The organism is Christiangramia qingdaonensis (assembly GCF_048381525.1).
Taxonomy (GTDB): Bacteria; Bacteroidota; Bacteroidia; order Flavobacteriales; family Flavobacteriaceae; genus Christiangramia.
Genome location: NZ_JBLWIM010000012.1, coordinates 758,504 through 779,369, shown reverse-complemented (window position 1 = coordinate 779,369; position 20,866 = coordinate 758,504). Strand labels below are relative to the sequence as shown.

Here is a 20,866-nt window from a genome sequence, read left to right as displayed (position 1 = left end):
TTCAAAAACAAGATTATGAAAAACAAAAGATTTAAAAATCTGCTAAGCCTTTTTGTGTTGCTAATTTCTCTTTCAGGATTTAGCCAGGAGATGGCTACTCCCTTTGCGGTGGCAGATAAAACACCGGTTTATCCTGGATGTGAATCGCTAACAGGCAGTGAACAGAAAGATTGCACGGTGGAGCGAATCACCAATCATGTGAATAAAAATTTCAATACCGCTTTAGGAAAGGAATTGAATCTTAGCGGTCGCCAACGTATTGTCGTGAAATTTGTGATAGGAAAAGACGGTAAAATTAGAGATGTGGAATCAAGATCCCTGGCAAAAGAAGCTGAAGTAAGAGCCAGCCTGCAGGCTGAAGCTACTCGCGTGATCAAATCATTACCTAAAATGCAAGCGGGTGAATTTGAAGGAGAAAAAGTCGCGATCGCCTATGCTTTACCCATAGAATTCGCTACTCCTGAAAAAGAAAATAAGAACGGATAATATTCAATGATTTGAAATTTTTAATAACCCTAATTCTTTCTGTAATTGTCCTGCTGCCAGCCTATGCGCAGCAGGATATTTTAAATAATGCTGATAGCCTTGCAGCCGTTGGTAATCGTGAAGAAGCCATTAAATTACTATCAGACCTGCCTGATAAAGATGCTAAAGTTCTATTGAAACTGGCGAAATTCCAGCAGTCGGAAGGTAATATCAAAGCCGCACTTGAGAATTATAAACAGGTAACACAACATCATCCTGAAAAGGTTCTAACGATGCAGGACTATGGAGAACTTTTACTTGAGAATGGACATTTAGATCTGGCAGATAGTATCTTCGGTAATTTAAAAGAAAGGTATCCTGAAAATGCTGGCTTCACCTATAGACTTGGGCTTACCAAAGAGAAACGCAAGCTGGACACCCTGGCTAATCGTTTATTTTTTGAAACCATTAGTTATGATCCTACACACCAGGGAGCCCTTTACAAAACCAGTAAATATCAATTGGCCCGCGGTAGAAAGCATGAAGCGATTTTGCTTGCAAAGGCTGGTTTAAAAAAACGTCCAAAAAATGTAAGTCTTTTATCCATTTTGGGCCAGGCCTATATGTCCACTTTTCAGTTTGACCAGGCAATCCCGGCGTTTAATACGATAGTAGAAAAAGGTGAAGCTTCAGAATTTGTACTTGAAAAGCTCGCTAAAGCCTATCGTATGACCAACCAGTTACCAAAAGCTTTGGAAACTTATAAGCAAATGCTGGAAATAAATGATATGAATAGCGCTGCGCATTCTAATATAGGTGTCATCCTGATGGAAATGGACAGTCATAAAGAGGCGAGAGAACATTTCTACAATGCACTTTTTATAAAAAATCCCAGAGTTGACAAAGAATTTCTAAATCTTGGACTTGCTTCAAAGGAACTCGAAGATTTCAAAGAGGCCTACCGGTTCTTTAAATTTGCGATCGAAGAAAATAAAGAAAACGAAAGGGCGTTACTGGAACTGGCTCTTACTGCCGACAGGTATTTTGAAGATAAAAAATCTGTTGCTGAACATTACCAGCGTTACCTGGACAGGTATGCCGGTAGTGGGAATTCCAATATGATCGAAATTGCAAAATACAGGTTGAGTGAGCTTAAAAAAGAGGAGCATTTTTCGGAATAGCAGATAATTTTCCTAACCTGCTAGATTTCACTATTTTTGGAATCCGAAAGCTAACTTTTAATGAAGAAGATATTATTTGCAGTTGCAATTTCAGTTCTGTGCTCCTGTAATTTCGAAACCAGGAAAATTTCTTCTGAAGAGGTTCTGGAGCAGGAATCACGCACGTTAAACTGGAAAGAAGTGGATGAGTATCCCGCTTTCGAAGATTGCCAGAATCTCACCGATCTTGCCGAAGCTAAAGATTGCTTCGCCCGCCAGGTCTCCACGACAATTTATAGCCACCTGGCAAGTCAGCAACCTGTAGTGACCAAAAGCATTGATGATACGCTTTTTATATACCTGGAAATCGACAAGAACGGGAAACCGCAAGTTGAATCCATAGAAGTTGATACCACGGTGACCAACCAATTACCAGATATTAAGAACTGGATCAGGCAAAGTATCGATTCTTTACCTAAAATTTATCCCGCCAGTAAAAGAGGAATTCCTGTATCTACTGTGTTTAAAATGCCAGTAGTTGTAAAAGCCGAATAAATCTATTTTCGGTAGTCTCTTCCTTTCCACTTAAAACCTACGAATATGGAAGTCAGCGCAATTCCTGAAGAAAACAATGGGTAGGCGATACTACTCCAGGCGTAACTTCGCATGCTTGCCTTCCTATCAAAGAAAACCGCAGCTTTATAGATCAACATAAAATCCAGATTAAATTTTATAAGGAATGTAATCATAAGCCACTGAAGATAGCTGGCGTCGAACAGGCAAAGTACCAATCCTATGATCATTGCAGCATTCATTAGAAAGACGGTCAAAGCAGCAAACCTGGCAAAACTATCTTTGTAGCCGGCAGATTTTGCTGCCCAGCGTAAACGTTGCTGTAAAAAGCTACGAAGATCTTTCTGCGCTGCGGTTGTTACGATCATGTTAGTGCATCTTATAAAATCGATCTTTCTTTCGTGTTCTTTAAACTTCTGAAGTAAAAAAACATCATCACCACCTGCATAGTTGCTGGACTGCCTATACCCTCCAACTTCCTGGAACGCTTTTTTCTTAAAGCATAGATTAGCCGCATTACATATAAACGGTCTTCCTAATCCAAAAGCCCCAATAGTCGTAGCTTGCAAACTCATAAAGTCAATACGATCAAATTTTCGGAATAGTGGATCTTTAGGATGAACTTGGTCCAGTATTACCGGAGCAGCAATAAGATCTGAATCCTCGGACTCAATCTGAGCATCAAATCCCTGTAACCAGTTTTCGGGAACTTTACAATCGGCATCTGTAGTCGCTATATATTCAAATCTGGATTTTTCTATACCGACCTTTATAGCATCTTTTTTTGCTGAAATAGATTCTCTCTGGTTTTGCAGGAGCTCGATCGAAAGTTCAGGATGCATTTTGCGAAATTCCTGTACCATTTTTTCTGAATCATCTTCAGAAGAATCATTGATCAAAAGGATCTCAAATTTATTCTTCGGATACTTCAAATGCTTCAGAGAGTCAAATAAACCGGGCAAATGCAATTGCTCATTTCTAAACGGAATGATGATGGAAAAAGCAGTTTCAGAAGAAGGGACAGAAGCAGGATTGTATTTTAAATTTCTCCATCCATATAAAAGTGATAAGAGTAAAATTATATAACACAGACAAATGCCGGCTAGGATGTAGACAGGAAGCATGGCCATAAATTGCGATCGCCAGATTTTAAATGATTAGTTTTGCAGTAGTCCAAATTAGGCAATTTTAGTGAGTAGCACGACAGAGAAAAGAACTATACAAGGGGAAAGGATCATCCTGGGAATTGACCCCGGAACTACGATCATGGGTTTTGGCTTGATCAAGGTAGTTAATAAGAACATGAGCTTTATTCAAATGAATGAACTACAGCTCAACAAGTACAGCGATCATTATGTAAAGCTGAAACTTATTTTTGAGAGAACCATAGAACTTATAGATACCTATCATCCCGATGAAATTGCCATTGAAGCACCGTTCTTCGGCAAGAATGTGCAGTCCATGTTAAAACTGGGGCGGGCGCAGGGAGTAGCCATGGCCGCGGGATTATCGCGCGAAGTTCCGATTACAGAATACCTTCCGAAGAAAATTAAAATGGCTATCACCGGGAATGGAAATGCCAGTAAAGAGCAGGTTGCAAAAATGCTGCAAAGTATGCTGAAGATCGGGGAACTTCCAAAAAACCTTGATGCTACAGATGGTCTGGCTGCAGCGGTTTGTCACTTTTATAATTCTGGAAAAACCGAAATTGGCAAAAGCTACACAGGCTGGAGCGCATTTGTTAAGCAAAACCCGGGTAAGATCAAATAGATCATGAGTGGAATCTATATTCATATTCCTTTTTGCAAACAGGCCTGTCACTATTGTGATTTCCACTTTTCCACCTCTACAAAGAAGAAGGGGCAACTTGTTGAAATGCTTGGCAGGGAACTGGAAATGCGAAAAAATGAAATTCACGGACCTATACAAACCATCTACTTTGGAGGCGGAACTCCTTCTCTACTCTCTTCGGAAGAACTAGAATCGATCTTTCTAAACATCAACCAGAATTTCAAAGTTTCAGACAGTGCCGAGATCACTCTCGAGGCAAATCCCGATGATCTTTCGGAAGAGGTTTTGAAAATGCTGAATGATTCGCCAATAAACCGACTAAGTATTGGTGTGCAGTCCTTTTTTGAAGCTGATCTGAAATTGATGAATCGCGCTCACAACGCAACGGAAGCATTAGAATGCCTGAAACTTGCGAAGCGATATTTCGATAATATCAGTATTGATCTTATTTACGGAATTCCCGGACAATCTGATGAGCAATGGATCGAGAATCTGGAAATCGCTCTGGAATTAGACATTCCTCATATTTCCAGTTATGCGCTTACCGTAGAACCAAAAACAGCACTGGAAACTTTTATCAAGAAAGGAAAGATCCAACCGGTTACAGACGAGAAGTTCAGGAAGCATTTCGATATCCTGGTGCAAAAACTTACAATCGCCGGATTTGAGCATTATGAGTTTTCAAATTATGGAAAACAAGGCTTTCACTCGCAAAATAACATGGCATACTGGCTGGGAAAACCTTACCTGGGAATTGGACCATCTGCCCATTCTTATGACGGTAAGACCAGAAGCTGGAACGTGGCGAATAATTCATTATATATTTCGGCATTAGCAGAAAATAAAATTCCGCAACAGCAGGAAGTTTTATCGCTAACAGATTCCTATAACGAATATATTATGACGAGGTTACGCACAAAATTCGGCGTAAATTCAGAAGATATTCACCACAACTTTGGAAAGCTTTACGAACAACACTTTATAAAGGAATCACAAATTTTTCTTGAAAACGGACAAATTGAAAAGCTTGATTCCGGATTTCATATTTCTGAAAAAGGTAAATTTCTAAGCGATGGAATTGCTGCCGAGCTTTTTTACCTCGATGACTAAAATTTTGGCTAGCCTTGAAAATATCAAGTTCAGCGCTAGCCGATTATCGGTTTACAATCTTACATTTGTTGAGCATATTCATCTCTTATGATCGCCAGCATACATTACCAGAATTCAGATTTTCGTTTGGATCTTTCCAAACCTCTGGATATTTCCATTAGTCTGCGTGGTGATGAAAAAAATCCAATCGCCTGGTATCTGGAACACCCCGAGATCAAGCCGGTGATTGATGGTAATTTTATTGGAAAAGTAAGTGCGGGCGCTTCAGTGAATTTTAATAATATCAGCTTCAATCCTCATGCTCACGCCACGCATACCGAATGTGTTGGTCATATCACCAAAGAACCGAATTTTATTCAGCAGCATTTAAAACGTTTCTTCTTTAAGGCAGAAGTCATCTCTTTAGAACCGGCAATTACTGGTGAAGACCGTATTTTCAGAAGAGCACAATTCGAAAAAGCTTTAAAGGATTCTACAGCTGAAGCGATCATTATCAGGACACTACCAAATCATATTGGTAAGATCTCCAAACATCATTCTCATACAAACTGGCCATATCTCGAGGAAGCGGCGGCTAATTTTTTGAGAGAACAGGGAATTGACCACCTGCTTATAGATCAGCCTTCTGTAGATAAAGAGAAGGATGAAGGAAAACTTCTGGCTCACAAAGCCTTCTGGAACTACCCGAAGGAGATTCGCTACCATGCGACGATCACAGAATTGATCTATGTTCCAAATAAGATCGAGGATGGTTCCTACTTTTTAAGTTTGCAGCCGGCATCTTTCGAAAATGACGCAGCACCATCAAAACCGGTCTTGTATAAAATTCTCGACAGATGAAGCTAAGTTTGAAAATCGAAGAATTTGCCATGCTTATTCTAGGTATTTTTCTCTTCACAACACTGGATTATAGCTGGTGGTGGTTTGCAGGCTTATTTTTAGTTCCCGATATTGGCATGTTGGGTTATCTTGCAAGTGATAAGACTGGTGCATATTCCTATAATATTTTTCATCACAAAGGAATTGCCGTTGCGATCTACCTGACGGGAATCATGCTCGATAACGCATATTTACAGCTTGCGGGAATCATGCTTTTTGCACATTCCAGTTTTGATCGTTGTTTTGAATATGGTCTTAAATATGAAAAAGGATTTAAATTCACTCATTTAGGTGAAATAGGTACATAATATGGAATTACTATTTATAGGACTTGCCGCCGGTGCGGTTGCTGCATACTTTATTTTTTCGATCTTCAATAAGAATCGTTCTATGGAGAAGACCAATGAACAATCTGTTGTTCTTATGGATAAGATTAGAAGCGTTTGCAAATTCATCACTGTAGAAGGTGATTTTTCTGAGATCTATCATTACGAGAATCTAAAAGAAAAATACATTAGCCTGGTCTTTGGAAAGAAGAAAGCCATTGTGCTGGTACAGGCGAAAGCCCACGTCGGATTTGATTTGAGCAAGGTGAGAATGCAAAGCGATAATGAGAATAAGAAGATCATTCTTACCAATTTCCCGCAACCGGAATTATTAACGATCGAAACAGATTTTAAATATTACGATAAGCGCGAAGGCTGGGCGAATCCTTTTACAACCTCAGACCTTACAGACATTAATCGTGACGCCAAAAAAACCATCGTAGACAAGATTCCTCAAAGCGGACTCATGGAGCAGGCACAAAAAGAAGCTTTGGGTACGATTGCGCTTATGGAAAAGATCGTGGAAACCATTGGCTGGAAGTTGGATTACACCGCACTTACCATTGAAAATACAGAAGCTCCTAAACTGGAAAAATAGAATGTCTCGCTCTATTAAACACTAATTTTTATGAATATAGACCAGTTCAGGGATTATTGCTTAATAAAGAGAGGTGTTTCAGAGCATTTGCCATTTGGCCCTGATAATCTTGTTTTTAAGGTCATGGGCAAGATGTTTAGCATTGCCAGCCTCGATGAAGTTCCACTTAGAGTGAATTTAAAATGTGATCCCGATTGTGCTGTTCAGCTAAGGGAAGAATACCCGGATACAATTTTACCGGGTTATCACATGAATAAACGTCACTGGAATACGTTAATAACGGATGGTGGAGTAGATCCGGAATTGACCAGGAAACTCATAGATCATAGTTATGAACTGGTAGTTGCAGGATTAACCAGAAAACTTAAGCAGGAATTAGATAGTTTAGAATGAAAGAACCTTTAGCTTTTTATAAGGATAGAAAGAACAAATACGAGCAGGATAGAAAGAAGTTATCAGGAAAACTGGCGGTTTCGAGTATCCTGAGATTACTGGTGTTTCTTGCTTTATGTGCCGCAATTTATTTTTTCTACGATCAGGTACAAATCGTTATTCCTGCGGTCATCGGCTGCCTGGCACTATTTATCTTCCTTATCTCAAGACATTCAGGTCTTAAACGCGAAAAGGATAAAATGGAAGCTTTGATCTCTATAAACGAAACTGAGATCCACGTTCTCGAAACAGGAGATTTTCTGAATTTACCAGAGGGAAAGGAATTTGATGTTGAAGATCATGATTTTAGTCGTGATATCGATCTCTTCGGAAGAAAAAGCTTTTTTCAGTATCTCAATAGAACTGCTTTAGCTGAAGGAGCCAGCAAACTTTCATCTTTTCTACTGAGTAATGACACTGCCCGAATTACTGAAAAACAGGAAGCAATAAAAGAGCTCGCTAACAAAGCCGACTGGCGACAGGAATTCAGTGCTACCGCTACGCTGGTAAGAACCGAAAATTCTTCGAAGACCATTCTCAAATGGATTGCAAATTATAAAGCTTTTGTCCCTTCAGTAATGCGCTGGTTACCATTAGTTTTTACGACTATTTCTGTGGGAGTCATCCTCGCCTATTATTTCAGTTTTATTGGATTTTACCAGTTGTTATTATGGTTGCTTATAGGAATCATGATCACCGCCATTTACGTTGGCAGGATCAATCAATTATCCTCTGCAATCGGAAAGGTACAGGATACTTTTCAGCAATATTACCAGCTACTCGGCTTTATTGAAGACGAAAAATTTGAGTCGGTTATTCTCCATGATCTTCAAACTTCCATTGCTTCGGAAAAACGGAAAGCTTCAGAAATATTAAAGGAATTCAGTAAAGGAATTGATGCGCTGGATCAACGGAATAATTTTCTATTTGGATTTCTTGCGAATGGATTTATGCTCTGGGATCTAAAACAATCTTACCGACTCGAAAAATGGATACTTCAGCATCGAACGGAAGTTAGCAACTGGTTTAAGGCAGTAGAAAACTTTGATGCGTACAACAGCCTCGGTAATTTCGCCTTTAATCATCAACAATATACCTTTCCGAAAATTTCTGAAGTACCTACTGGTATAGAAGCAAAAGAACTAGGGCATCCACTTCTAAAGCAAACTAAACGTGTAGATAACGATTTCAGAATAGAAAGTGACCAGTTTTTTATCATTACCGGTGCAAATATGGCTGGAAAAAGTACTTTTTTAAGAACGGTCGCGTTGCAAATCGTAATGTCGAACATGGGACTTCCGGTATGTGCCGATTCCTGTACCTATTCACCTATCAAATTGATAAGCAGCATGCGTACCAGTGACTCGCTGGGTGATGATGAGTCTTATTTCTTTTCTGAATTGAAAAGACTAAAGTATATCGTGGATAAAATTCAGACCGAGAAATACTTTATCATTCTCGATGAGATCCTGAAAGGCACCAACAGTACAGATAAGGCGATAGGCTCTAAAAAGTTCATTGAACGCCTAGTGAAATCCAACTCAACTGGGATCATTGCTACACATGACCTTAGTTTATGCGAAACTGCCAACCAGTTCGAACAGGTAAAGAATTACTATTTCGATGCCGAAATTGAGAATAATGAACTTCATTTTGATTACCGATTCAAAAAAGGAATTTGCCAGAATATGAATGCTTCATTCTTACTTAGAAAAATGCAGATCGTGAAAGATTGATCTACAGGTAAGTTTTCACAAGACAATTAGACTACATCGCTTATGGATTCATTGACACAAATTGTATTAGGCGCAGCTGTTGGAGAAGCTGTTCTGGGTAAAAAAGTTGGAAATAAAGCGATGTTGTATGGAGCGATCGCCGGAACTATTCCAGATCTGGACACTTTTGTAGGTTATGCATACGATACGATCACTGCCACCGAGATCCACCGGGGATTTTCTCATTCTATAGTATTTTCAGTCCTGTTTGCGCCGGTTTTTGGATGGCTTATCTCAAAGATCGAATCAAAATCTGCAGCAACCTGGAAGAACTGGTCATGGCTCATGTTCTGGGGACTTTTCACTCATCCCCTGCTCGATGCACATACCACCTGGGGCACACAGCTATTCTGGCCATTCGATCTAAGACTGGCTTATAAGAATATATTTGTTATTGATCCACTTTATACATTGCCGTTTTTAGTCCTGCTTATCATGGCGATGCGCTTAAAGCGGGATGATCCAAAACGAACGAAATACAATCGACTTGGTTTGATCATTAGTAGCGTTTACCTGCTGTTGATCACTCCTGCACTCAAATGGATCACTTATAACAAGTTCGAAAATGCGCTTGAAGAACAGTCGGTTTCCTATCAAAGAATGGATACACGGCCTGCGCCTATGAATAGTATCTTATGGAGTGCAAATATTGAGGCTAAGGATCATTTTTTGATCGCCGACTATTCCATTTTTGACACCAAACCCATAAGTTTTCAAGAAGTACCTAAGAATCATACGTTTGCCGACAGTCTTGCAGGTGACCCCAACTTAAAGCGTTTAATTGATATCAGCGAAGGCTGGTATACTTTCAGCGAGAAGAACGAGCAACTTTATTTCAATGATCTTCGCTTCGGAAAACTGGATATGAATGATCCCGAAGCGCCATTTATTTTCAGCTTTTTATTACAGGATGAGAATGGAGAATTAACCGCCACTGAAACCGAACGTTCTATGGAAGATGCAGAAAGTTTGCTCCCTGAATTGTGGAGCAGAATCCTTGGCAATTGAATCAAATTATTGAAAAAGCCAGAAAGTCGTAAAAAAGCATGGCTTTAAGCTACCTTTGCTTCTCAAAATGTTCAAATAAATGATTTCTGAAGATAAATTAAGAGAACGCAGTGATTCCACCTGTGAATTGTGCGGTCAAACCGAACACCTGAATGTATATATAGTTTCTGAAGCTCCAGAGGACCAGGAAGCAGAGATTTTGATCTGCCAGAACTGTGAGTCTCAAATAGAAGATCCTGAAAAAGTAGAACCAAATCACTGGCGTTGTCTTAACGACAGTATGTGGAGTACGATACCTGCCGTACAGGTTATTTCGTGGAGAATGTTGAACAGACTTAAATCTGAAGGCTGGCCGCAGGACTTACTCGATATGATGTATATGGAAGATGAGTTAAAACACTGGGCTAAAGCAGGTATACAGACTGAGGAAACCGAACCTCAGCTCGTTCATAAAGATAGTAATGGTGTCGTGCTGGAAGCAGGAGACAGTGTTGTTTTGATCAAAGATCTGAATGTAAAGGGCAGCAGTCTTACAGCAAAAAGAGGAACCGCAGTTAGAAGAATATCGCTGGTTCATGATAATGCCGAGCAAATTGAGGGTAAAGTTGAAGGCCAGCAGATCGTATTGCTCACCAAGTTTGTGAAAAAAACCTAATCACGCTTATGGAAAATAAAAAGAACACTCAGCCAAACAATCCTTTACACGGTGTCAAACTTGCTGATATCCTTGATTCTTTACATGATCATTATGGATGGGAAGGGCTTGCTGAAAGGATCAACATCAATTGCTTTAAATCCAATCCAACAAAAAAGTCTAGCTTAAAATTTCTTCGGAAGGAACTCTGGGCAAGAGAAAAAGTGGAGCGTTTGTATCTTAAGACAAACTTCAAATAGAAATATACTCACAAAAAAAAGCGGCCAACTGGCCGCTTTTTTTCTATAATTCTGCTACTGACTACTCTTCAGTTTTAGCAACTTCTTTTTCTTCTTTTTCTTTCTTTTCAGTTAAGAAACTATAGTTTTCAGAATAATCCAGCATCTGCTCTTCGAAAGATCTCGGCTGGGTTACTTTGATCGAAATGATTTCATCATTCTCATCCATTTCAGCAACCAAAACAGGATTCACGAATCCGCTATATGGAGCCGATTTGAATTTGGAGTTTCTGTCCAATACCTGTTTGTGAATATCCTGATCTACCTTTACACCGTAGTTTTCTACCAGGTCTTTTGCCGCCTGGAAATCACCTTCAGACTTGATTCTCTGAGTTTCCTTAAGCAGGTCTCCGAAAAGGGAACGTAGCTTCTGGTAGTCCTTGATATTGAAATAGATCTTACCATCTTTTTCAACTTTTTCAATAACTCCTTCTTCCTGACCTCTTTCGTAAACCCATTTACTCACCCATTGCCTGTTACGCATATGAGCTTCTTCAATATCCTGACCCGGCTCAATTCTTACTAACTGCGTCATCAATCCATTACGAATATAATCGTTGTAAGCAGCTTTCCCCAGTTTTTCAGAATCATCTGTAAGTCCAAGTTCTTCCAGTTTTGGATCCATCAGGTAATATAGACCTACGAGATCTGCACGACCTTCTTCAAGTGTAGATGCATAGTTCTTTAGAGTTTCCTTGGTTTCTCCAACACCAGCATTCATTTGTCCTGAAGCGTGACCAACTACTTCGTGCAATGCAGTATGTAGCTTATCTGCCTCTTTCCCGTATTGTTCAGAAAGTTGTACTTCTTCTTCATCATGTGCAAATTCCTTCAGTTTATCAGATCCACCTGCGCTTTCGTAAGCAGAAATGATGTTTCCTAAAGAAACAGATTTACTTCCATGCTCTTTACGAATCCAGTTCGCATTTGGAAGGTTTACACCAATTGGCGTACTTGGAGATGCATCACCTGCTTCACCAGCAACGATCACGGTTTTGTAAGTTACCCCTACTACAGAATCTTTTTTATGCTCATCCATAATTGGCGAGTTATCCTCGAACCACTGCACTTCATTCTCAAGAACGCTCATCTTTTTAGACATATCAAAATCCTTTATCTGAACGATATTTTCATAAGATCCTCTGTAACCTTTTGGATCATTATAAACTTCTATAAAACTGTTGATATAATCAATATTACCTTCAGTAGCTTCAACCCAGGCAACGTTGTAATCATCCCAGGTTTTCAGGTCTCCTGTAGTATAGTAATCGATCAAAAGACCTAAAGCATTCGCCTGCTTTTCGTTTTCAGCAACACCTTTTGCTTTTTCCAGCCATTTGATGATCTCATCGATCGCTTCACCGTAAAGTCCTCCACTCTTATAAACTTTCTCTACCAGTTTTCCATTCTCCTTTACCAGCTTGGAATTAAGTCCGTAAGAAAGTGGTCTTTCAGGATTTGGAGATTTCTTTTTCGCGTAGAATGCATCCACTTCCGCAGCAGTTACATCAGGACCATAGAAATTGATGGCAGAACCTTCCAGTAAACCATCAGCTTCATTAAGATTTACCTTTTTCGCATCCTTATCATTGAAGATTACTTCGTAAGCTTCACCTGTAAGTTCGGTATTGCTTTCTTTTAAGAGCGTATCAAAATATTCTTTGCTGAATTCAGGTTTGATTTTAGCATTGGAATAATGATGGTGAATCCCGTTCGAGAACCAAACTCTTTTCAAGTAAGTTTCGAATGAATTCCACTCTTCTGAAGACTGGTCGCCTTCATAGTTTGTATAAATATTTTCTAGGGCTTCACGAATTTCCAGGTTATGACGGTAATTCTGGTCCCACATAATATCTCTCCCCGCAAGTCCTGCCTGGGTTAGATAATAGACTAACTTCTGCTCTTTCAGACTTAAGTTTTCCCATCCCGGAATCTGGTAGCGAAGTACTTTAATATCTGCAAATTCATCTACGTTTACCTCAAAATCTGAGTTCATCGCGATCTCCTGCTGCTCATCCTTATCTGCATTTTCCTTGTCCTCATTACAGGAAACGAAAGCCAATGCCGATGCAAGAAGGCAGGTACTTAATATTTTATTCATGAAAATAATTTTAGTGCGGCAAATATACTAAAACGGGGAATCAAATTCTGTGAACCTGATCCCCCGTTATATAGAAATATTGATATATTCTCTATTTTTTACTCGTTTCAGTAAAATGTTTGTAAAACCATGGGATGGTTTCAATACCTTTTAGATAATTCCATATTCCGAAATGCTCGTTAGGAGAATGGATCGCATCGGTATCCAGACCAAAGCCCATCAGGATGATCTTACTATCCAGTTCTTTTTCAAACAGGGATACAATGGGAATACTTCCCCCACTTCTCTGCGGGATCGGCGTTTTTCCGAAAGTCTCCTCATAGGCTGCACTGGCCGCCTGGTAACCTATCGTGTCTATTGGAGTTACATATGGATAGCCGCCATGGTGAGGTTTCACTTTCACTCGAACACTATCTGGTGCCAGACTTTCAAAGTGTTTTGTGAACAATTCGGTAATTTCTTTGTGATCCTGATTAGGAACCAGTCGCATGGATATTTTTGCATAAGCCTTTGATGGAAGCACTGTTTTGGCTCCTTCACCTATATAACCACCCCACATTCCATTTACGTCCAGCGTTGGTCTGATAGAACCCCTCTCCAGCGTAGAATATCCTTCCTCTCCATGAACATCCCTGATATCCAATTTTTCTTTATATTCTTCAATGCTGAAAGGTGCTTCTGCCATTTTAGAGCGTTCCTCATCACTAAGATTTTCCACGTTATCATAAAATCCAGGAATGCTTATATGATTGTTATCATCTGTAAGTTTGGAGATCATTTCACTTAAGACGTTCAGAGGATTTGCTACCGCACCACCGTAAAGACCTGAATGCAGGTCCCTATTCGCTCCGGTCACTTCCACTTCTACGTAAGAGAGTCCGCGTAGACCGGTTGTGATAGATGGGGTGTCTTTGGAGATCATTCCAGTATCCGAGATCAGGATAACATCATTCTGAAGTTTCTCCTTGTTCTCCTTAATAAACCAATCCAGGTGCTCACTTCCTACTTCCTCCTCACCTTCGATCATGAATTTCACATTACATGGCAATTCATCATTTTTGGTCATGTATTCCATGGCTTTTACATGCATATACATCTGTCCTTTATCATCACAGGCTCCCCGGGCGAAAATTGCCCCTTCAGGATGAATATCGGTTTTTTGCACAACAGGTTCAAAAGGCGGAGAATTCCATAGATCCAATGGATCTGGTGGCTGCACATCGTAATGCCCATATACAAGCACCGTTGGAAGATCTTTGTTAATGATCTTTTCAGCATATACGACAGGATGACCTGGAGTTGGTGCAACCTCTGCAGTATCACAACCAGCATCCAGTAGACTTTGCTTCACAGCTTCCGCAGCCTTCAGCATGTCGTCCTTGTAGTTTGCATCTGCAGAGATCGAAGGAATCTTTAATAATTCCTTTAATTCATCGACAAATCTGTCTTTATGTTCTTCGAGGTATGATTTTATAGAATCCATGTACTAATTTTCAGGTTTGCGTAAAGTTATAAAGAAGTCGGCGGAAAGTTGGTCTCAAAGCTCTTAGTGTTTTCATAAGAAAATAAATTATGTTCAAGTTCATGAAAATTGATCCATGCTGAAAATCAGAACCTTAGTTGTAGTCACTAAATTTTAGCTGAAATTTTTTTAATTTTTTTCTGGAAGACTGTTTGAAAATTGAAACTTATCTTTATATTTGCACCCGCTTAAGTAATTAAGCAGGGAATCACAACGAGTCCTAAGTGTTGTGAAACTTTAAATTGCGGGCGTGGTGGAATTGGTAGACACGCTAGACTTAGGATCTAGTGCCGCAAGGTGTGGAGGTTCGAGTCCTCTCGCCCGCACAACGAAAAAGCTTCAGAGAAATCTGAAGCTTTTTTTTATTCCCTCTTCCGAAGAAAAATTTTACAATCAGACCTAACCTGATATATCTTTTTAGGCTGTCTGAATTCCTGAATCCATAAATTTTGCCAATTGCTTTTAGAAAATCTTCTACAGCTTAACATGCTTTAACAAGTCCTGTTATTCCATGTCAATTATTTTCCCTTCCACAGGCCATATTTTTGTATTCAATTTTTAAGAATCAAATCATGAGTACACAAGCATTATTAAAAACATATAAATTAGGCGATCTGGAATTAAAAAATCGTGTCATCATGGCTCCAATGACCCGTGGTCGTGCAGATAATCCAGAGAAGAAAGCTATTCCTGAACTCCATTCAGAATATTACCGACAAAGAGCGAGCGCTGGTCTTATAATTTCTGAAGGTTCCCAGGTTTCTAAAGATGCCGTTGGATATATTAATACTCCCGGAATTCATACAAAGGAACAGGTTGAAGCCTGGAAAGACGTGACCTCAGCAGTTCATAATGCCGATGGAAAGATCTTTATTCAGCTATGGCATGTGGGTAGAATGTCACATCCAGATTTTCATGGCGGTGAATTGCCATTGGCGCCATCTCCCATCAATCCGAATTCAAAATCGTTCACACCAGAAGGTTTTAAGGATACGGTTGTACCCAGGGAAATGACTACTGAAGATATCAAGCAAACCATTGAAGATTTTAAGCAGGCGGCTCAAAATTCTATGGAAGCAGGATTTGACGGAGTAGAAATACATTCCAGCAACGGGTATCTTTTTCACCAGTTTTTCAATGCAACTTCCAATCATAGAAACGATGATTATGGCGGTTCTATAGAAAAAAGGTCAAGAATACTTTTTGATGTTCTGGATGCGGTGAAGGAAGTAATGCCGGAAAATCGAATCGGGATTCGCTTAAATCCTTCCATGCACGGCCTATTCGGGATGACTATGGATGAAGAAACGATCCCTACTTTCGATTATATCATCAAGAAGCTGAACGAATACGATCTTTCTTACCTCCACCTCTCTGAACCTTTTACAGACGTTTCTGAAATTTCTTTTGCTGAAACAGATATCGCGAAACGTTATCGACCTATCTACAAGGGAACATTGATGATCAATACGAATTTTGATCAGAAAAAAGGGAATGCAGTGCTTGAAGATGGTGATGCAGATCTTGTTGCCTTCGGAAAACCATTTATTTCTAATCCAGATCTTGTTGAAAGATTTGAACAGAGCGTTGAACTGGATTCCTGGAATGAGGATACATTTTACTCGGGAGGAGCAAAAGGTTATACCGACTATGAGGTTAAAACAGAAAGAGCTGCAATGCTTCAGTAAAAAACCTGAAGTTTAATACTATAAAAAAGTCCTTCAGAAGTTTCTGAAGGACTTTTTTTTGCTTCGGTATAAACAGATAAATTAGAATTCCTGAACCGTAGGTCTGATTACGATCTCATTCACGTCTACCTCTTTTGGTTGCTCAATCGCATACGCTATAGCTCTGGCGATAGAATCTCCAGGAATAGCCTGTTTGTAAAATTCTTTTACATTTTCTGAACTTTCATCATGGCTTGATCCATATTTTAATTCAGAATCTATAGCTCCAGGCTCTATGGTCGTTGTTCTAATGTTTCCACCAACCTCGTGACGTAAACCATCAGAAATTGCTCTTACTGCATATTTAGTTCCGCTATAAACGGTTCCTCCAGGACTAAATACTTTGATTCCGGCAACTGAAGAAAGGTTTATAAAATGACCAAATCCCTGTTCCTGGAATACTGGTAGCGCTGCGGAAATTCCGTAAAGAACACCTTTAACATTAATATCAATCATTTTATCCCACTCCTCCACTTTATCTTCGGCAAGAGGTGCAATAGCCATCAATCCGGCATTATTGATAAGAACATCAATTTTACCATATTCTTTTTTACTAAGTTCAATGAGATTTTTCAGGTCGTCTCTTTTAGTAACGTCAGTCTCCACTACAAGCGCTTCACCTCCATCTTTCCTGATATCATCTGCAATGGCCTCCAGTTTTTCCTTACGTCGAGCAGCAATTACTACCTTTGCTCCACGTGAAGCTAAATGACGGGCTGTATTTTCACCAAGTCCACTACTACCACCTGTTATAATTACTACTTTTCCTTTAATATTATCTTCCATAATTGTGAGTTTTAGATTTCACTTAAATTCGGAGACAAAAATACAAGAGGATAAGGAGCTGTATAAATTTGGCTAGTAGGTTTGTAAATAGTTTAACCTGGTTGATTGACCTGAGTTAATAAAATAAAATTGATAAGAAGTATTTTTAGAGGATAAAGGTTATTAAACCATGAATATTGTATCAGACGGTTTGCTCTTCTGAAGTAGTAGTTTTAATTCCAGAGATGGTATTATCATGTTTTCGACCGAATCTACCGGTTATAGTCCATCCTATACCGAGACCCAACATGATTCCTGACACTAAATGAAAATTAGTACTTGTACTTAGGTAGCCAATGAGGATTCCAAAGATGATCATCCCCAATCCCAACAACCTCACTTTGTTCATGACGCAATTTATTATGGTCTTAATAAATGCGGATTAGGGCTGGCATTTGTAGGTTTAGACCTGATTTGGATGGTAAATTTAAGAATTAAATCCTGAGAAATAAAAAGAAAATTGGTTAAAATACTAGTATTCAACGATCAAGTTAACGCTAGAAGTTCTATCTTCTAAGAATAATAACTATTTAGTACGAATTCCCTGTGTAGTAAAAGAAAGGCCTTGCTGTCCGGAAGTGGAAATCATCACAGCATCAAATACCGGCTCGGTAGCGTTTAAATTTGCTTGCCAGTCAAAAACAAAATTGGCTCCGGTTCCACCAGATCTATCGGTTTCATCGATCACAATTTCGATCGTTTCCAGTGGTGCGATAAAAATGGGAGCATCAAAATAAGTTCGGATGAGCTTTCCATTAGTAGCGTAATAGTCGGCTCTTTCAACATAAATTGTATCCTCACGACTGGTGTTCCTCATGCTAATAGTCGCAGTTAGATCGTGAGTAATATGCTCCGTCTGACTATAGATTTCAGAATAGATAGAGAGATAAGTTTCCCCGGAAGCTAAGGAATCATTCTCCGGAATAGCAATTTGTCTCGACTCCCAACTAATAGGATCTATAGAACTGATCTCCTTCTTATCCTCGCAGGCTTGCAGCACGAGAAAAACTATCAAAAAGCCGAAGAAATGTTTATGTAGATGTTTTTTTTTAGTCATATCAATTAGGCCCTTAGGCTATTTTAAAACCACGAAAAAGTCTCTTAATCCTGCCAGTATGGATTGGGTTGCATAGGCTGCCAGTATAAGACCCATGATCTTACTTACCACGGTGATCCCATATTCCCCCACATGATCTTTCACACGATTGGCCGTTAATAGCAATATGCAGGTAATAGCAATAACCACGAGCACCAATGCTGTGGTCACAGCCTGCTGCTGTATTGTATATAGATTATTATCTGTCATTAGCACCACCGCCATGATGGCACCTGGAGAAGCAATAGACGGGATGGCAACCGGAAAGATCACCACATGCTTGTAATCTTTGATAAGTCCTTTTTCAGATTCAGGTTTACCATCGCCAAAGATCATCGTAAGTGCGAACAGGAAAAGGATCACACCACCCGAGATCTGAAATGCATCCAGGGAAACATCCATTCCATCAAGAACAAGCTGTCCTACGATAATAAAGAAAAGGAGTATTAGAAAAGCGATGATAGAAGCTCTGATTGCCACTGTCTTACGTTTCTTCTCGGGAATGTTCTTAGTTGCTTCCAGGTAGACCGGTACTGACCCAAGCGGATCGATCACGGCAATAAAAAAGAAGATAGTAGTGATGATTTCATTCATTGTTCCAGTGTCTGGCAACTAAATTAAATAAATGGATCGGAATTCAGGTTCAATTACCATTGGTATCGCCTTAGACCCACGATTTGTATATTATTTTTAAGATGATAGCCCCAATTGGTAAAAGAATAAAAATGATTTTGCAATAAGTAAGTTTCGCTATCACACTACATAAAGTTTTATCGATCCCGAAGTCTATGAAAACTTCAATCAACTCCACTACTTTTTCTGTATACACTAATATTTTAATTCTCAAATATTCAGCTGGCCTTCTTCAATTCATAATAACAAGACGTGCAATACCGATTAAAAATGTTTGCAATTCGCTCTCTATCTACCAACGAAACATGCTTAATATCAAAAATTGAAGTTTTTCCGTAGCGCCCAATAATAATAAGTTCACTATCTGTAATTTCTACCGAACGAATTTTTTCAAAACTAAACTGCTTCCCCCATATTCCCTTCATTTTGATATTTATTCCAAGCTTGTTCCAGGAAACTACCGACTTGTAAAAAATCATTCGGCTCCAAAATAATAAAAGAATTAAGTGAGCACTGAACAACAGAACACTATCGAATCTTCCAAACATGTCATTAAAATAATCCACACCATACAGCACGAGACATACTAATGCCAGGGAAATAAAGATCTTGCTGGATCTACCGTGGATTTTGTGAAATAACACTTTCTTCTTTTGCATACTAATTTAATAAACAGCGTATTCTCAATAGAATAGAATTCAAACTTACTAATCTAAAAATCAATTAACCATAAGATAATACTGCAGAAAAGATATTAATAATTTCTGAACCTTAAGCTCTAGATGCAAACATACATTTGCCCTCAAATTTGAGCTATGAGGTTGAGATTATTCAGGGAGCATTTTTCGCTATCTTTGCCCAAAAGGAAGGGAATGTTTTGCTTTTATCTTGAGAACAGAAAACGCTTTGGTAATCAACATGTGGTTCACCTTAAAAGCTGTGATCTCCTGCCCGAGAAAACTGGAAGAACCAAACTTGGTTTTTTTAACGATTTCCAGGAACTGCAAGCACAGCATGATCCAGCTGAATCTTCTTTAATAACCTGTACTTATTGCTGTAAATCATTTCAAATGAATACGGACCAAAGGATCACACCTACAGAAAACTAACTGGTAATCTACCGGTTTTCAACCATTTCCACTTTCACATTTATAACTTCTATAAATTTCTCAAACTTGCTACAAACACTTTGCTTTTAAAATCTATATTTGCCGACCCAAAAAAAGATTTTCATTATGAGCGTAGTATGGTACGAGTGCAAAGTAAAGTATAGAAAGACCCATGAAACCGGGGAAAGTAAAGTAACTACTGAAACCTATCTTCTTGACGCTGTTTCTTATACGGAAGCTGAAGCAAGAATCACAGAAGAGATGAAGACTTACACAAGTGAGGAGTTCATGATCACCAATATAAAGGTTGCAAATCTTTCTGAAGTTCATCCATTTGAAAATTCAGATAGATGGTTCAAGTCCAAAGTCTCGTTAATTAGTTATGATGATGAGAGTGGAAAGGAGAGAAAGTCTAATCTATACATGCTTATCCAGGCGAACGATGTAAAGGAAGCTTATGAAAATACGGAGCAGGCTCTACAGGAAACAATGGGCGATTATAGCATTCCTGCTATTACTGAATCACCAATCCTGGATGTTTTCCCATATTTTTCAGATGAAGAAGAATCAACGGTAACTTCTGAAGTAACAGAAGAAATTGAAGAGACAGAGAAATCTGAAGTTGTGGAAAAGACTGAAGAAGTCCCTTCAGAATAAGCTCCACTATTGAGGAATAATTCAGATTACACGGCAAAAGTGTGGAATTGTCACCCATGATTTTAAAACAAGATCAAATTAAGCCCTGATTATCAGGGCTTTTCTAATGGCACAAGAGTTGCCTATATGGAAACCAATACGAACAA

At 39.1% G+C, this 20,866-nt stretch carries 23 protein-coding genes and 1 tRNA gene; 16 read left to right on the top strand and 8 right to left on the bottom strand.

Translation table 11 applies throughout. From position 1 onward, the window contains the following. The first annotated feature begins 15 nt into the window (after window positions 1-15). Genes ACNI3T_RS08580 through ACNI3T_RS08570 form a run of 3 tightly spaced genes read left to right on the top strand, consistent with a single transcriptional unit; the run spans window position 16 to window position 2,180 of the window. Window positions 16-486, top strand: coding sequence for an energy transducer TonB (locus ACNI3T_RS08580; protein ID WP_418227450.1), 471 nt, complete (start codon window positions 16-18; stop codon window positions 484-486). Window positions 487-497: 11 nt separating this feature from the next. Next, entirely contained in the window at window positions 498-1,646 is a 1,149-nt protein-coding gene (locus tag ACNI3T_RS08575) for a tetratricopeptide repeat protein (RefSeq protein WP_418227449.1), read from the top strand. Window positions 1,647-1,706: 60 nt separating this feature from the next. Further along, entirely contained in the window at window positions 1,707-2,180 is a 474-nt protein-coding gene (locus tag ACNI3T_RS08570; protein ID WP_141878919.1) for a hypothetical protein, read from the top strand. 2 nt (window positions 2,181-2,182) lie between these two features. On the opposite strand, the gene ACNI3T_RS08565 is transcribed toward ACNI3T_RS08570, so the two are convergent. Beyond that, window positions 2,183-3,322, bottom strand: a complete 1,140-nt coding sequence (locus ACNI3T_RS08565; protein ID WP_418227448.1) for a glycosyltransferase — start codon at window positions 3,320-3,322, stop codon at window positions 2,183-2,185. Between the two features lie 94 nt (window positions 3,323-3,416). On the opposite strand from ACNI3T_RS08565, the gene ruvC reads away from it, so the two are divergent. The 10 genes from ruvC (at window position 3,417) to ACNI3T_RS08515 (ending at window position 11,011) form a co-directional block, all read left to right on the top strand. Beyond that, window positions 3,417-3,968 (top strand): crossover junction endodeoxyribonuclease RuvC, encoded by a 552-nt coding sequence (gene ruvC, locus ACNI3T_RS08560; RefSeq protein ID WP_141879260.1) that lies wholly within the window; start codon window positions 3,417-3,419, stop codon window positions 3,966-3,968. 3 nt (window positions 3,969-3,971) lie between these two features. Continuing rightward, window positions 3,972-5,099: a radical SAM family heme chaperone HemW gene (gene hemW, locus ACNI3T_RS08555; protein ID WP_418227447.1), complete on the top strand. Its 1,128-nt coding sequence runs from the start codon at window positions 3,972-3,974 to the stop codon at window positions 5,097-5,099. Between the two features lie 87 nt (window positions 5,100-5,186). Beyond that, window positions 5,187-5,939 (top strand): cyclase family protein, encoded by a 753-nt coding sequence (locus ACNI3T_RS08550; RefSeq protein ID WP_418227446.1) that lies wholly within the window; start codon window positions 5,187-5,189, stop codon window positions 5,937-5,939. Next, window positions 5,936-6,286, top strand: a complete 351-nt coding sequence (locus tag ACNI3T_RS08545; protein ID WP_418227445.1) for a DUF4260 domain-containing protein — start codon at window positions 5,936-5,938, stop codon at window positions 6,284-6,286. The genes ACNI3T_RS08550 and ACNI3T_RS08545 overlap by 4 nt, the downstream gene beginning before the upstream one ends. 1 nt (window position 6,287) lies before the next feature. Beyond that, window positions 6,288-6,902 (top strand): DUF4230 domain-containing protein, encoded by a 615-nt coding sequence (locus ACNI3T_RS08540; RefSeq protein ID WP_418227444.1) that lies wholly within the window; start codon window positions 6,288-6,290, stop codon window positions 6,900-6,902. A gap of 30 nt (window positions 6,903-6,932) precedes the next feature. Further along, on the top strand, window positions 6,933-7,295 hold the full coding sequence (locus ACNI3T_RS08535) for an MmcQ/YjbR family DNA-binding protein (RefSeq protein WP_418227443.1): 363 nt from the start codon (window positions 6,933-6,935) through the stop codon (window positions 7,293-7,295). Then, window positions 7,292-9,070, top strand: coding sequence for a MutS-related protein (locus ACNI3T_RS08530; RefSeq protein WP_418227442.1), 1,779 nt, complete (start codon window positions 7,292-7,294; stop codon window positions 9,068-9,070). Before ACNI3T_RS08535 ends, ACNI3T_RS08530 begins: the two co-directional genes overlap by 4 nt. Before the next feature lie 42 nt (window positions 9,071-9,112). Continuing rightward, the gene (locus ACNI3T_RS08525) at window positions 9,113-10,117 is read left to right on the top strand and encodes a metal-dependent hydrolase (RefSeq protein WP_418227441.1); all 1,005 of its coding nucleotides are present in this window, start codon (window positions 9,113-9,115) and stop codon (window positions 10,115-10,117) included. Window positions 10,118-10,196: 79 nt separating this feature from the next. Beyond that, window positions 10,197-10,772 carry a PhnA domain-containing protein gene (locus ACNI3T_RS08520; RefSeq protein WP_418227440.1) on the top strand — a complete coding sequence of 192 codons (576 nt, stop codon included), beginning with the start codon at window positions 10,197-10,199 and terminating at the stop codon, window positions 10,770-10,772. An 8-nt stretch (window positions 10,773-10,780) separates the two neighbouring features. Beyond that, window positions 10,781-11,011: a VF530 family protein gene (locus ACNI3T_RS08515; RefSeq protein ID WP_405199807.1), complete on the top strand. Its 231-nt coding sequence runs from the start codon at window positions 10,781-10,783 to the stop codon at window positions 11,009-11,011. A 61-nt stretch (window positions 11,012-11,072) separates the two neighbouring features. On the opposite strand, the gene ACNI3T_RS08510 is transcribed toward ACNI3T_RS08515, so the two are convergent. Then, window positions 11,073-13,151, bottom strand: a complete 2,079-nt coding sequence (locus ACNI3T_RS08510; RefSeq protein ID WP_418227439.1) for a dipeptidyl-peptidase 3 family protein — start codon at window positions 13,149-13,151, stop codon at window positions 11,073-11,075. 91 nt (window positions 13,152-13,242) lie between these two features. Further along, window positions 13,243-14,634 (bottom strand): dipeptidase, encoded by a 1,392-nt coding sequence (locus ACNI3T_RS08505; RefSeq protein ID WP_418227438.1) that lies wholly within the window; start codon window positions 14,632-14,634, stop codon window positions 13,243-13,245. A 283-nt stretch (window positions 14,635-14,917) separates the two neighbouring features. Between ACNI3T_RS08505 and ACNI3T_RS08500 the strand changes: the two genes are divergently transcribed. Both ACNI3T_RS08500 and ACNI3T_RS08495 read left to right on the top strand, forming a co-directional pair. Further along, window positions 14,918-14,999, top strand: a tRNA-Leu gene (locus tag ACNI3T_RS08500). Between the two features lie 246 nt (window positions 15,000-15,245). Beyond that, the gene (locus ACNI3T_RS08495; RefSeq protein ID WP_418227437.1) at window positions 15,246-16,361 is read left to right on the top strand and encodes an alkene reductase; all 1,116 of its coding nucleotides are present in this window, start codon (window positions 15,246-15,248) and stop codon (window positions 16,359-16,361) included. An 81-nt stretch (window positions 16,362-16,442) separates the two neighbouring features. Here ACNI3T_RS08495 and ACNI3T_RS08490 read toward each other — a convergent pair whose 3' ends face one another. The 5 genes from ACNI3T_RS08490 to ACNI3T_RS08470 all read right to left on the bottom strand — a co-directional run bounded on the left by ACNI3T_RS08490 (window position 16,443) and on the right by ACNI3T_RS08470 (window position 19,613). Next, complete coding sequence (locus ACNI3T_RS08490; protein ID WP_418227436.1) at window positions 16,443-17,186, bottom strand: SDR family oxidoreductase; 744 nt, start codon at window positions 17,184-17,186, stop codon at window positions 16,443-16,445. A gap of 181 nt (window positions 17,187-17,367) precedes the next feature. Next, window positions 17,368-17,574 (bottom strand): hypothetical protein, encoded by a 207-nt coding sequence (locus ACNI3T_RS08485; RefSeq protein WP_418227435.1) that lies wholly within the window; start codon window positions 17,572-17,574, stop codon window positions 17,368-17,370. A 177-nt stretch (window positions 17,575-17,751) separates the two neighbouring features. Continuing rightward, window positions 17,752-18,282: a DUF3124 domain-containing protein gene (locus ACNI3T_RS08480; protein WP_418227434.1), complete on the bottom strand. Its 531-nt coding sequence runs from the start codon at window positions 18,280-18,282 to the stop codon at window positions 17,752-17,754. A gap of 18 nt (window positions 18,283-18,300) precedes the next feature. Then, window positions 18,301-18,915, bottom strand: coding sequence for a MarC family protein (locus tag ACNI3T_RS08475; protein ID WP_141878941.1), 615 nt, complete (start codon window positions 18,913-18,915; stop codon window positions 18,301-18,303). A gap of 257 nt (window positions 18,916-19,172) precedes the next feature. Beyond that, window positions 19,173-19,613 carry a hypothetical protein gene (locus tag ACNI3T_RS08470; RefSeq protein ID WP_418227433.1) on the bottom strand — a complete coding sequence of 147 codons (441 nt, stop codon included), beginning with the start codon at window positions 19,611-19,613 and terminating at the stop codon, window positions 19,173-19,175. Between the two features lie 576 nt (window positions 19,614-20,189). On the opposite strand from ACNI3T_RS08470, the gene ACNI3T_RS08465 reads away from it, so the two are divergent. Next, window positions 20,190-20,720: a DUF4494 domain-containing protein gene (locus ACNI3T_RS08465; RefSeq protein ID WP_418227432.1), complete on the top strand. Its 531-nt coding sequence runs from the start codon at window positions 20,190-20,192 to the stop codon at window positions 20,718-20,720. The last annotated feature ends 146 nt before the right edge of the window (window positions 20,721-20,866 follow it).

Bases quoted from the DNA above. Each gene is read 5' to 3' on its own strand.
- ACNI3T_RS08490 (WP_418227436.1), bottom strand. From the start codon at position 17,186: ATGGAAGATAATATTAAAGGAAAAGTAGTAATTATAACAGGTGGTAGT.
- ACNI3T_RS08520 (WP_418227440.1), top strand. From the start codon at position 10,197: ATGATTTCTGAAGATAAATTAAGAGAACGCAGTGATTCCACCTGTGAA.
- ACNI3T_RS08580 (WP_418227450.1), top strand. From the start codon at position 16: ATGAAAAACAAAAGATTTAAAAATCTGCTAAGCCTTTTTGTGTTGCTA.
- ACNI3T_RS08515 (WP_405199807.1), top strand. From the start codon at position 10,781: ATGGAAAATAAAAAGAACACTCAGCCAAACAATCCTTTACACGGTGTC.
- ACNI3T_RS08485 (WP_418227435.1), bottom strand. From the start codon at position 17,574: ATGAACAAAGTGAGGTTGTTGGGATTGGGGATGATCATCTTTGGAATC.
- ACNI3T_RS08470 (WP_418227433.1), bottom strand. From the start codon at position 19,613: ATGCAAAAGAAGAAAGTGTTATTTCACAAAATCCACGGTAGATCCAGC.
- hemW (WP_418227447.1), top strand. From the start codon at position 3,972: ATGAGTGGAATCTATATTCATATTCCTTTTTGCAAACAGGCCTGTCAC.
- ACNI3T_RS08505 (WP_418227438.1), bottom strand. From the start codon at position 14,634: ATGGATTCTATAAAATCATACCTCGAAGAACATAAAGACAGATTTGTC.
- ACNI3T_RS08540 (WP_418227444.1), top strand. From the start codon at position 6,288: ATGGAATTACTATTTATAGGACTTGCCGCCGGTGCGGTTGCTGCATAC.
- ACNI3T_RS08525 (WP_418227441.1), top strand. From the start codon at position 9,113: ATGGATTCATTGACACAAATTGTATTAGGCGCAGCTGTTGGAGAAGCT.
- ACNI3T_RS08480 (WP_418227434.1), bottom strand. From the start codon at position 18,282: ATGACTAAAAAAAAACATCTACATAAACATTTCTTCGGCTTTTTGATA.
- ACNI3T_RS08475 (WP_141878941.1), bottom strand. From the start codon at position 18,915: ATGAATGAAATCATCACTACTATCTTCTTTTTTATTGCCGTGATCGAT.
- ACNI3T_RS08465 (WP_418227432.1), top strand. From the start codon at position 20,190: ATGAGCGTAGTATGGTACGAGTGCAAAGTAAAGTATAGAAAGACCCAT.
- ACNI3T_RS08530 (WP_418227442.1), top strand. From the start codon at position 7,292: ATGAAAGAACCTTTAGCTTTTTATAAGGATAGAAAGAACAAATACGAG.
- ACNI3T_RS08565 (WP_418227448.1), bottom strand. From the start codon at position 3,322: ATGCTTCCTGTCTACATCCTAGCCGGCATTTGTCTGTGTTATATAATT.
- ACNI3T_RS08535 (WP_418227443.1), top strand. From the start codon at position 6,933: ATGAATATAGACCAGTTCAGGGATTATTGCTTAATAAAGAGAGGTGTT.
- ACNI3T_RS08545 (WP_418227445.1), top strand. From the start codon at position 5,936: ATGAAGCTAAGTTTGAAAATCGAAGAATTTGCCATGCTTATTCTAGGT.
- ACNI3T_RS08495 (WP_418227437.1), top strand. From the start codon at position 15,246: ATGAGTACACAAGCATTATTAAAAACATATAAATTAGGCGATCTGGAA.
- ACNI3T_RS08510 (WP_418227439.1), bottom strand. From the start codon at position 13,151: ATGAATAAAATATTAAGTACCTGCCTTCTTGCATCGGCATTGGCTTTC.
- ACNI3T_RS08550 (WP_418227446.1), top strand. From the start codon at position 5,187: ATGATCGCCAGCATACATTACCAGAATTCAGATTTTCGTTTGGATCTT.
- ACNI3T_RS08570 (WP_141878919.1), top strand. From the start codon at position 1,707: ATGAAGAAGATATTATTTGCAGTTGCAATTTCAGTTCTGTGCTCCTGT.